8 protein-coding genes are annotated in these 10,708 nt (G+C 71.3%); 2 read left to right on the top strand and 6 right to left on the bottom strand.

What is annotated here, in order from left to right; all coding sequences use genetic code 11:
• The first annotated feature begins 61 nt into the window (after window positions 1–61).
• Window positions 62–1,021 (top strand): LacI family DNA-binding transcriptional regulator, encoded by a 960-nt coding sequence (locus ACQPYK_RS40485; RefSeq protein WP_433243797.1) that lies wholly within the window; start codon window positions 62–64, stop codon window positions 1,019–1,021.
• 166 nt (window positions 1,022–1,187) lie between these two features.
• Here ACQPYK_RS40485 and ACQPYK_RS40490 read toward each other — a convergent pair whose 3' ends face one another.
• Complete coding sequence (locus ACQPYK_RS40490) at window positions 1,188–2,405, bottom strand: MFS transporter (protein WP_433243800.1); 1,218 nt, start codon at window positions 2,403–2,405, stop codon at window positions 1,188–1,190.
• Between the two features lie 66 nt (window positions 2,406–2,471).
• Here ACQPYK_RS40490 and ACQPYK_RS40495 point away from each other — a divergent pair, with 66 nt between their 5' ends.
• Window positions 2,472–3,458, top strand: a complete 987-nt coding sequence (locus ACQPYK_RS40495; protein WP_433243803.1) for an ArsR family transcriptional regulator — start codon at window positions 2,472–2,474, stop codon at window positions 3,456–3,458.
• Here the strand turns inward: ACQPYK_RS40495 and ACQPYK_RS40500 are convergent.
• The 5 genes from ACQPYK_RS40500 to ACQPYK_RS40520 all read right to left on the bottom strand — a co-directional run bounded on the left by ACQPYK_RS40500 (window position 3,433) and on the right by ACQPYK_RS40520 (window position 10,675).
• Entirely contained in the window at window positions 3,433–4,350 is a 918-nt protein-coding gene (locus ACQPYK_RS40500) for a carbohydrate ABC transporter permease (RefSeq protein ID WP_433243806.1), read from the bottom strand. The genes ACQPYK_RS40495 and ACQPYK_RS40500 overlap by 26 nt on opposite strands.
• Window positions 4,347–5,234: a carbohydrate ABC transporter permease gene (locus ACQPYK_RS40505; protein WP_433243809.1), complete on the bottom strand. Its 888-nt coding sequence runs from the start codon at window positions 5,232–5,234 to the stop codon at window positions 4,347–4,349. Before ACQPYK_RS40505 ends, ACQPYK_RS40500 begins: the two co-directional genes overlap by 4 nt.
• Window positions 5,235–5,286: 52 nt before the next feature.
• Complete coding sequence (locus ACQPYK_RS40510) at window positions 5,287–6,576, bottom strand: ABC transporter substrate-binding protein (RefSeq protein ID WP_433243812.1); 1,290 nt, start codon at window positions 6,574–6,576, stop codon at window positions 5,287–5,289.
• Window positions 6,577–6,922: 346 nt separating this feature from the next.
• Window positions 6,923–7,696, bottom strand: coding sequence for an AMP-binding protein (locus tag ACQPYK_RS40515; RefSeq protein WP_433243815.1), 774 nt, complete (start codon window positions 7,694–7,696; stop codon window positions 6,923–6,925).
• Between the two features lie 504 nt (window positions 7,697–8,200).
• Entirely contained in the window at window positions 8,201–10,675 is a 2,475-nt protein-coding gene (locus ACQPYK_RS40520; protein WP_433243818.1) for an ATP-binding protein, read from the bottom strand.
• Between the last annotated feature and the right edge of the window lie 33 nt (window positions 10,676–10,708).

Consider the following 10,708-nt stretch of genomic DNA (forward strand, 5'->3'; position numbering starts at 1 on the left):
CAACAGGCGAGACTTGGGCGATGATCGGGCCGTGACAGACAGTGTCCGTGGACGGCCCACCATGAAAGATGTCGCGGCGGCGGCCGGGGTGGCGCTCAAAACCGTCTCCCGGGTCGTCAACGACGAGCCGGGGGTCAACCCCGCCACCGCCGCGCGAGTCCTGTCCGCCATCGAGCGGCTGGGGTACCGGCGAAACGAGAGCGCCCGGGTGCTCCGCCGTGGCCGGACCGCGAGCATCGGCCTGGTGATCGAAGACGTGGCCGACCCGTTCTACTCCGGGGTCAGCCGCGCCGTGGAGGACGTGGCGCTCCGGCACGGCTCGCTGGTGCTCAGCGGCTCCTCCGGGGAGCAGCCCCTGCGCGAGCGGGAGCTCGTGCTCACCTTCTGCTCCCGGCGGGTGGACGGCCTGATCATCGTCCCGGCCGGGAGCGACCACGAATACCTGCGACCCGAGCTCGACGCCGGCATCGCCGCCGTCTTCGCCGACCGGCCCGGCGGCCTGGGCGCGGACACCGTGACCTGCGACAACGAGGGCGGAGCGCACACCGGCGTCACCCACCTGATCCGGCACGGCCACCGCCGCGTCGCCTTCCTGGGCGACAGCGCGTCCATCTTCACCGCCGCCGAGCGCCTGCGCGGCTACCGCCGTGCCCTCGCGGACGCGGGTCTGCCGGTCGACGAGTCGCTGATCGCGATGGGGCCGCCAGAGCAGGCCGGCTCCGCCCTGGGCCGGATGCTCTCCGGGGACGGCCCGCCCACCGCGGTGTTCACCGGCAACAGCCGGATCACCGTGGCCGTGCTGCGCACCGGACACCGGCTCGCCATGGTCGGCTTCGACGACTTCGAGCTCGCCGACCTGCTGGTACCCGGAGTGACCGTGGTGGCCCAGGACCCGGTGAGGCTCGGCCGAACCGCCGCCGAGCTGCTCTTTCGCCGCATCACCGGCGAGCCGGCCCCCACCCGTCAGATCAAGCTGCCCATCCGGCTCATCCCCCGTGGCTCAGGAGAACTCCGGCCGTAACCGGAGGCGCCGGTCCATCCACCGCGTCGGCTCCCACTCACGGGGTGCCGGTCCATCCACCGCGTCGGCTCCCACTCACGGGGTGCCGGTCCATCCACCGCGTCGGCTCCCACTCACGGGGTGCCGGTCCATCCACCGCGTCGGCTCCCGCTCGCGGGGCGCTAGATCATGAGGGTTCCGGCCGCGGGGACCGGTGCAGGGGTTCCGGCCGCAGGGACCGGTGCAGGGCGAGGGAGCAGGCGATGGTCACGGCGCCGGTGACGGCGATCGCCGAATGCGGAGCGGTCAGCTCGGCGACCAGGCCCACCAGCGCGGCGCCCGCCGCCTGACCGGTCATCATCCCCGCCGACGCCAGCCCGAAGGCCTGTCCCCTGACCTGTTCGGGCACCGCCGCCACGAACCGCCGCTGCAGTCCGAGCTGGTAGCCGCCGCTGCCCATCATGGCGAGCACGGCGATGAGCGCGGCGCCCACGAGGCCCGGCCGCAGGGCGAACCCGAGCAGGGGCACCCCGGCCAGCACGGCGAGCGGCAGTGCCAGCCGTTCCCGCACCGCGGGCGGGGCGAACCGGCCGACGACGAGGTTGCCGATCGCCATCCCCAGGGACGCGGCGGCGAGCGCGACCCCGGCCGTGCCGCCCAGGTAGGGGACGAGCATCGCCTCGGCGCCCGTCACGAAGGACACCGGCAGCCACTGGGCGAGCAGCAGCCCGCGCACCTTCCCGTCCCTCAGCAGGGCCCGGTTGACTCGCAGGGTCTCCCGTACGGCGCCGCCCTCCCCCGCGCCCCGGGCCGGCAGGTCGGGCAGGCCGGCCCGGAGCACCAGCGCGGCCACCGTGGACAGCGCGGCGGTGACCGCCAGCGCCCCGGCCGGGCCGGTGACGGCGAGGATTCCGCCGCCCACGGCCAGCCCGCCGATCTGCGACCCGGCGGCCGTCATGGACAGCACGGATCTGGCCAGCACGAACGCGTCCCCCGGCAGCAGGCCGGGCAGCAGGGCGCTGCGGGTCGCCCCGAAGACCGGGGAGAACAGGCCGGTGGCGAGGACCAGCACGAGCATCGCCCAGACGGGCAGCCCGGCGAAGGCCAGCAGCAGGCAGGTCGCCACCCGGACCAGCTCACCGGTGATCATCAGCGCGCGCGGCCGGACCCGGTCGGCCAGCGACAGCAGGAACGTCCCTCCGGCGATGTAGGGCAGGAAGCCGAGCATGTAGGCCGCGGCCGACAGGCCGGGAGATCCGGTCCGCGCGTAGACCAGCGCCGACAGGGCCAGCATCTTCACCTGGTCGCCTGACACCAGGAGCGCGAAGCTCCCGAACAGCACCCGGAACTCCCGGCTCGCGAATACCTGCGCGTAGGTCGCGCCGCGCTCTTGTGTGGGGGTCATGCGGATCATGCTCGGGCGGGTGGGAATGACTGGCTAAGCTTTCGGGTATATCCGAAAGGTCGGCCGATGGTCTATCTGATCGAGGTCAGCCCGCGGGACGTCGTGGCGAGCAGGTTCGCCATCTCCCCGCTCATGGTGACCAAGCACGCGCTCTGGCTGCTGTCCGGCAAGCGGGAGGCCGGGGTGTGGCAGGCATGGGTGGAGCGGGCCCGGAGGCCGTACGAGAACCTGCTGGCCGGGCAGGCCGGGCTGGGCGCCATGGTGGCGCTGTTCCGGGACCGGCGCTACAACGCCGACTTCCCGGCGCCGCCGCCGGCCGAGGTGAACACTCCCTTCGACGCTGAGCTCACGACCGTACGGGCGACCCCGGCCGCCCAGGCGCACGACGAGATCGCCAGGAACCTGGAGGGCATGGCCCGTCCCCCGGACGCCGTCATGGACGTGCTGTTCGCACCGGATGTCGTGGACCTGTTCGCCGACGCGATCCAGGCCGCGTGGGAGGAGATCATCGCTCCCGCGTGGCCGCGTTTCCACGCGATCCTGGAGCGGGACGTGATCCAGCGGGCCGGCCGGCTGGCCACCTACGGCTGGGCGGCGGCGCTCGCCGACCTCAGCCCCCAGGTGCGCTGGCGCCCGGACGGCGTCATCGAGGTTCGCGCGAAGAGCCCGGACGACACCTACCGGCTCGACGGACGCGGCCTGCTCTTCGTGCCGTCCCCCTTCGACTGCGGGGTGGGCTCCTACCTCGAACGCGCGTGGCCGTACGCGATCAGCTACCCGGCCCGCGGCACCGGGATCCCGCACGAGGCGCCGGACGGCCTCGCCGGGCTTATCGGCCGGACCCGGACCCGCGTCCTGCTGGAGCTGGCCGGGCCGGCGACCACCAGCCAGCTCGTCACCCTGCTCGGGCTGAGCCTGGGCACCGTCGGAGGCCATCTGGCCGCGCTGCGGCGGGCGGGCCTGGTCACCGGCAGCCGCACCGGGCGCGGCGTGCTGTACCACCGCACCGCGCTGGGCGACTCCCTGGTCAGCCCTTCAGCGCTCCGGCCATGAGACCCCGCATGAAGAACCGGCCCAGCAGGACATAGACGATCATCGTGGGGATGGAGGCGAGCAGCGCGGCGGCCATCTGCTGGCTGTAGGGGACGGTCTGGGCGCCGGCGATGTTGTTGAGCATGACCGTGGTGGGCCAGCTCTGCGGGCCGGTGAGGAAGACGGCGAACAGGAAGTCGTTCCACATCGAGGTGAACTGCCAGATGATCACCACCGCGAAGGCGGGCCCGGAGACCGGCAGCACCACCGACCAGTAGGTTCGCAGCATCCCCGCGCCGTCCACCCGGGAGGCCTCGATGAGCTCGTCCGGGATGGTGACGTAGTAGTTGCGGAAGATCAGCGTGCAGATCGGGATGCCGTAGACCACGTGTGCCAGGAGCAGCCCCGGGATCGCGCCGTAGAAGACGCCCGGCGTCCCGGTGAGGGACTGGGTGATCTCGTTGAGCTTCACCAGGAGCTGGACCAGCGGGATCATGACACCCTGGTAGGGGATGAACATGCCGAACAGCAACAGCGTGAACAGCACGTCGGCACCGGGGAAGCGCCATTTCGACAGCACGTAGCCGTTCATGGAGCCCAGCGCCGCGGAGATCAGCGCACCGGGTACGGCCAGCAGCACGCTGTTGGCGATACCGGGCGCGAGCTTCTCCCAGGCCACCCGCCACGGCTCGGCCGTCCACACCTCCGGCAGTGCCCAGGCCCGGCTCGGGTCGGCCTCGGTCAGCGGCTTGAAGCTGGTGACCAGCAGCACGTAGACCGGGATCAGGAAGACGACGAGGAAGGCGGTCAGCAGCACCAGCCGGACGCCGCGCGTCCAGCCCGCCCGCCGCCTGGCCCGGCCGCCCGCGTCCCGAGCCCGGGTGGGAGGGGTCGGCGCCTGCGTGACCGTCATGACCGCCTCTCCTTACGGAGGGTCCAGACCAGGTAGGGAACGACGAACACGCTCACCGCGAGCACGATGTAGAACGCGGCGGTGGCGCCCTTGGCCGGATCGTGGGAGTCGAAGACCGCGACCCACATGAACACGGCGGGGACCTCGGTGATGGTCTGCTTGCCGGAGACCGCGATGATCAGGTCGAAGACCTTGAGCGAGATGTGGCCAAGGATGATCAGCGCGGACAGCGTCACCGGACGCAGCAGCGGCAGCACGATGTGCCGGTAGACCTGCCACTCCGTGCAGCCGTCCACCCGGGCGGCCTCCCGGAGATCTTCGGGGACGCCCCGGAAGCCCGCCAGAAACAGCGCCATGACATATCCCGACATTTGCCAAATTGCTGGGATGGCCATGGCCGCCATCCCCCAGGTCGGGTTCCGGAACCACTCCCACTGGAGGAAGTCCAGGCCGAGGCCGTCGAACAGCCGGTTCAGCCCGACCGCCCGCTCCTGCCGGCCGGAGTTCATCAGCCAGCGCCAGACGATCCCGGTCGCCACGAACGAGATCGCCATCGGGAACAGGTAGATCGCCCGGAAGGTCCCTTCTCCCCTGATCCCCTTCTCCATCAGGAAGGCCAGCAGCCAGCCCAGCGCCAGCGCCCCCAGCACGAACACGACCGTGAAGATGACGGCGTGGTTGACGGAGATGCCCCAGAGCTTCTGATCCCAGATCGCGACGAAGTTGTCCAGGCCGACGAAGCCTCCCTCGGACACCTCGTCGTGTTGGTCGGTCATGGCCAGCCGGAGGTTCCAGCCGAGCATGCCGTACACGAAGACCGCGATGGCGATGATCGACGGTGTGACCAGCAGCAACCCCGGCAGCCATCTGCGCACCCTTGTCACTGACCCCCCTTCCCGCGGGTACGGCCCGCGGTGCCGCGGGCCGTACCGGACATCACTGACCGGAGTTCTTGGCGGCCTCGGCCAGCGAGGCCTGGAGCGTGGCCACGTCCTTGTCGGTGTGGAACAGGCCGACGGCCTCGTTGATCGAGACACGCCAGGCGTCGTTGACGTTGACGCCGTGCTGGATGGACCCGGCGAGCTTGTTGCTCCCCCAGTCCTTCAGCGCGTCGGCGAGGTAGTCGGTGTAGAGGGAGGTGTCGGCGTCCTTGCGGGCCGGGATGGAGCCCTTCTTGGGATTGAAGGCGTCCTGGCCCTCCTTGCTCGCGGCCACCTTCAGCCATGCCACCGCCCCGTCCCGGTTCGGCGCTCCCTTGGGCAGGGTGAAGCTGTCCGACAGCCACATGAAGGTGCCGCCGGTGCCGGGCGAGGGCGCCCAGTCGAAGTCGACCTTGGACTTCTTGCCCAGGCCGCCGTCCGGCGGGTTGTGGAAGTAGCCGTAGGCCCAGTCGCCCATGATGGTGAACGCCGCCTGGCCGTCGGCCACCTGCTTGGCCGCGGGCTGCCAGTCGTCGGCGGGGTCTCCGGCGTAGGACAGGATCGTCTTGAAGTCGTTCAGCGCCTTGGTCATCGCCGGGCCCGACCAGTCGGACTTCGCGGTCCAGAGCTGGTTGTAGGCCTCGGTGCCGAGCGAGCCGAGCAGCACGCTCTCCAGCAGGTGCACCATCGTCCACTCGGAGCCGATCGCCAGCGGGACCTTGCCCTTCTGCTTGACCTTCTCCAGCGCCGCGACGAACTCCTCGATCGTCTTGGGCACCTCGGTGACACCCGCCTCCTTGAGCACGGCGGGGTTGAACCACATCACGTTGGAGCGGTGGATGTTGACCGGGACCGAGTAGATCTTCCCCTCCACACTGATCTGGTCGATCAGCTGCTGCGGGAAGACCTCCTTCAACTTCAGCTCGTCATAGAGGAAGTTGACCGGCTCCAGGTCACCGGCCTTGATGTAGCCCTGCAACTCGGCGCCCGCGTGCCCCTGGAAGGTGTCCGGCGGGGTGTCGGCCTGCAACTTGGTGGCCAGCAGCGCACGCGCCTTGTCACCGGAGCCACCCGCCACGGCCGCGTCGAAGAACGTCAGGCCGGGGTTGCGCTTCTCGAAGATCTCTTTCATGGCCTTCAGGCCGTCGGCCTCACCCGGTCCCGTCCACCAGGAGAAGACCTCGACCTTCTTCTTTCCGTCGGCCTGCGGACCTTGCGCGGCGCCACCGCCGCCGTCGCCACAAGCGGTCAGGGTGAGCAGGCCTGCCACGGTGACCGCGACGGCCGTCATCCACCGTCGTCGCATAGCTTCCCGTCCCTTCGGGGTCGAGGTTCCACAGAATCCCCCGAGCACGATGACAACGTTGTCAGTAGATCAATCAACCCACTTGTCACCGAGCGGCGTCAAGGCATGCGCGGATAACTTCTACGCATCCCGTACCAGCCGCGCACGCATCCCGCCCAGCTCCGCCTGCCATACCTCGTGGATCCCCGGCCGCCGTGACCGCCCGGCGATCACCCGCGACGTCTCGCGGCGCCGCCGCCCGCCTCCGGCTCGCGGTCCCGCCCCTGGTCCAATGATCCACGGGACACGCCCTGGTCCAGATCCCCGGCGTCCACGCCCGGCAACGGCGCTCGCGCAGGCCGTACGGCTAGACCCGCTGAACGGTCCCGTCGAGCAGGGCCATGACGGTGACCCCGAAGTCATGGATGGTCGCCGAGAGCTCGGCGGGCGACAGGCCGGGAGCCACCACCACCAGCGCGCCGCGCATCAGTGCCAGTCCGACCAGGGTCGTCATCGCCAGGGCGCAGGCCAGGGGCCAGGTCACCAGGAGGACGTCGGACTTCTCCAACGCCGCACCCTTGTCCATCTCGTGCATTCGCACGATCAGGTCGCTATGGGTGAGCAGGCCCTCGTCCTCGGTCAGCAGCGCGGGCTGGACGGACGGGTCGAACAGGGGCAGCGGGCCAGGGTCGAGCAGCAGCAGGTCGGCGAAGTCGACGGTGTCGCGCGCCTGGCCGAACGCGATCACCTGGCGGACCCTGGACGCCTCTGCGGCCTGCAGCGACGTCTCGGCCAGCTCGGGAGTCGTGATGAGCAGCCGCGCGTCCCACCGGGCCAGCAGCCCGGCCGTCTCACCGCTCGGAAACGGGATCGGCGCCGCCACCCCACCGGCCGCGATGACGGTGTGCACCGCCAGGGTCTGCGCGGCGGCGTTGTCGACGTGGATCCCCGACACCTGGCACTGCCGGGCGCCCCTGCGCACCAGCCCGGAGGCTCCGCGCGTCACCTCGTCGGCCAGGCGGCGATAGCCGTACACCACTCCCGCGCCGAGGTCGATCAGCGCGGGCCGGTCACCACGCTCGTGCGCGCAACCGAACACCGCCTCGGTGACGGTGCCCTTGATGGACGAGGTGGGTCTCATTTCGCCGACGGTACGGCCGGCCTCTTCGCCCGGGCATCGGCAGATGTATGTAGATGAGTGTGTATTCGGCACCCGGTCCCCCCTGGAAGGCGGGCCCGAGCCCTGCGCGACTCGGGCCCGCTGTCGCGTGGCCCGTGGCCTTTGGTCCCCACCCCTCCGAGGAGACCTCGGCCGTTGGGAAGGACACGCGACGTTCCCGGTGTGCTCGACCGAGACGCCGGGGATGGTGTGGGCCTGCCGTACCGGACCGCCGCCGAGGCGGGGGCGGTGCGGAAGGCTGGGCGTCGTCGGTCGAACACGATGGAAACGTACGGCGGACAGAGGTGACGGCGCATGCTCCGGAGTGCGTATCCCGAGATGTATCTATGCGGCCCCCGATGTGTAGGGCCCATGTGTAGGCACCGGACAGCGGAACCGACGCGCGGGCGCCGGACGGCGGGTGGTGGGACCGTCGCGCGGGCACCGGACGGCGGGACAGGTCCAGGGCCGGGATCGGCGGGCGCCTCAGCCGCGGTTCTGCTCGATGACCCAGGTGGCCACCTGGGTGCGCGAGGAGAAGCCGAGCTTCGCCAGGATGTTGGCCACGTGCCGGGCCGCGGTCGCTGGGCTGATCACCAGCTCGTCGGCGATGGCCTTGTTGCTCAGCCCCCGGGCGATCAGTTCGGCGATCTCCCACTCCCGGCCGGTGAGCGTGGTGAGCGGTGCGGCGACCGGGTGCCTGCCCACCATCATGGGGGCGTCGGACTGCTCGTCGCCCTGCAACGCGTAGCGGACCGCCTGGTCCTGGGACATCTCCTGGCCGTGCGCCCACAGCTGGGCGACCAGCGCGTCGCCGAGCCGCATCCGGGCGGGCTGGAGCAGCTCCTCCATTCGCGCGCCGAAGCCGGACGGCAGGATGGCGCCGCTCATCGCGCTGCGGATCGCGGCGGAGGCCCCGGCGAGGCGGACGGCCCGGCGGTCGTCCTCTTCGGCCAGCGCGAGCTGCGCGAGCGTCTCGATCCGCCGGGCCACACCGAGCCGCTGGCCCGTCCCCTGGCACAGCCGCAGGCTCTCTATCAGCCTGACGCGCGCGGTGACGAGATCGCCCTGGGCCAGGGCGATCCGGCCCAGGCCCGACAGGCAGGTGATGGTCTGCCAGTGGGCCGTGATGTCCTGGAGCAGGTCGAGTGCCTGCTCGTAGTAGGCGCGGGCCTCCGCCAGGTCTCCGCGGAGCCAGGCGACCTGGGCCAGGCCGATGAGCGCGACCGGGGCCGCCCAGTGGTTGTCGAGCTCGTGCGCGATGGCCAGCGCGGCCTCGAAGGAGCGCTGCGACTCCTTGGCCCGCCCCTCCGACAGCGCGAACGTCCCCTCCATGGAACGGATCACCATCTCGTGCCATGGATCGTCGACCCTGCGCACCGCCTCCAGCGCCTCGTCCAGGAAGGACCTGGCCCGCTCCGGCCGGCGCTGGTAGATGGCCACCCAGGCGAGGATGGCGAGCGCCCCGCTCAGCGGCCCGTGCAGCTCCGTCGTCCGGCACAGCTCGGCCGCGGCGGTGCAGGCGACCTGTGCGGTGTCGGGGTCGCCCTGCCCGAAGGCGACCTGTCCGCGCAGCGCGAGGGCGTCACCGCGCATGCTCGGCGTCAGCTCCGCAGGCTCCACCGCGAGCAGGCGGTCGAGCCACTCGTCGGCGGGGGTGAACCTGCCGCCGGCGATGGTCGGCCAGCGGAGCAGGACCAGCAGGCGCAGGGCGCTCTCCGGGTCGCCCGCCTCGGCCGACCAGCGCACCGCCGCCCACACGTTGGCCTGCAGCTCGTCCAGCAGGACCAGCATCGGGCAGATCTCCGTCCAGGCCGGGCGGGGACGCCGGACGATCGTCCGGTGAATGCGGCCGGCGATCTCGATCATGTGATCCCGGTGCCGCCGCCGCAGCGCGGCCTCCTCGCCGGAGGTGTCGAGCTGCTCGGCGGCGTACTGGCGGATCGTCTCCAGCATCCGGTAGCGCGTCTCGCCCGCGACCTCGGCGTCGGCCAGCACAAGGGACTTGTCGACCAGGTCGCACAGCACGCTCAGGACGTCTTCGGCCCACAGGCCGTCGCCCGCGCAGACCTGCTCGGCCATGTCCAGCGTCCACCCCCCGGTGAACACCGCCAGCCTTCGCAGCAGGATCCGCTCGGGCTCCATGAGCTGCTGGTAGCTCCAGTCGACGGTCGCGCGGAGCGTCTGGTGCCTGGCCGGGGCCATCCTGTCACCGGTGGACAGCAGCCGGAACCGGTCCCTGATCCGGGCGTGGATCTGCTCCACCGTCAGCACCCTGCACAGCGCGGCGGCCAGCTCGATGGCCAGGGGCATCCCGTCGAGCGCCTCGCACAGGCTGGCGATGTCGGCGGCGTTGTGCTCGGTGACGGCGAAGCCGCGCGAGGCGGCGGTGGCCCGGTCGACGAAGAGCCGCACGGCCTCACTGCCGGCGAGGTCCTCGACACCGGTGCGGGGCAGCGAGAGCGGCGGCACCCGCCACACGGTCTCCCCCGCCACCCGAAGCGGCTCGCGGCTGGTGGTGAGCACGCGCACGTTCGGGCAGACGGTGAGCACCGCCCGGCAGAACCGGGCGGACTCCTCGATGAGCGACTCGCAGTTGTCGATGATCAGCAGCAGGCTCCGGTCGCCGAGGGCGTCGATCAGCGTGTCCGCCAGCGGGCGCGGCGGCTCGGCCTTCACTCCGAGCACGGTGGCCACGCGGGGCGCGATCAGCTCACCGCGCACGGCCTCGGCCAGCTCCACCAGCCAGACGCCCCCGGAGAACTCCGCCGCCACCTGGGTCGCCACCCGGATCGCCAGCCTGCTCTTGCCGATGCCCCCCGCCCCGCACAGGGTCACCAACCGGGCGACGCCCAGCAACTCGACCAGCTCCTCCACGTCGCCTTCACGGCCGACGAAGGCATTGGGTTCGAGGGGAAGGTTGCCGCCGGTGAGGGAAGCGTGTGCGGTGTCCTGTGTCATCGGCTCTTAGGGGAGGTCGCGGGCCAGCCGTCA

The sequence above is a fragment of the Streptosporangium sp. CA-135522 genome (genome assembly GCF_050949235.1).
Taxonomy (GTDB): domain Bacteria; phylum Actinomycetota; class Actinomycetes; order Streptosporangiales; family Streptosporangiaceae; genus Streptosporangium.

What these genes read in the sequence shown, in the direction of transcription:
- ACQPYK_RS40485 (WP_433243797.1), top strand. Translation starts at nt 62, where the DNA reads ATGAAAGATGTCGCGGCGGCGGCCGGGGTGGCGCTCAAAACCGTCTCC.
- ACQPYK_RS40490 (WP_433243800.1), bottom strand. Translation starts at nt 2,405, where the DNA reads ATGACCCCCACACAAGAGCGCGGCGCGACCTACGCGCAGGTATTCGCG.
- ACQPYK_RS40495 (WP_433243803.1), top strand. Translation starts at nt 2,472, where the DNA reads ATGGTCTATCTGATCGAGGTCAGCCCGCGGGACGTCGTGGCGAGCAGG.
- ACQPYK_RS40500 (WP_433243806.1), bottom strand. Translation starts at nt 4,350, where the DNA reads ATGACGGTCACGCAGGCGCCGACCCCTCCCACCCGGGCTCGGGACGCG.
- ACQPYK_RS40510 (WP_433243812.1), bottom strand. Translation starts at nt 6,576, where the DNA reads ATGCGACGACGGTGGATGACGGCCGTCGCGGTCACCGTGGCAGGCCTG.
- ACQPYK_RS40515 (WP_433243815.1), bottom strand. Translation starts at nt 7,696, where the DNA reads ATGAGACCCACCTCGTCCATCAAGGGCACCGTCACCGAGGCGGTGTTC.
- ACQPYK_RS40520 (WP_433243818.1), bottom strand. Translation starts at nt 10,675, where the DNA reads ATGACACAGGACACCGCACACGCTTCCCTCACCGGCGGCAACCTTCCC.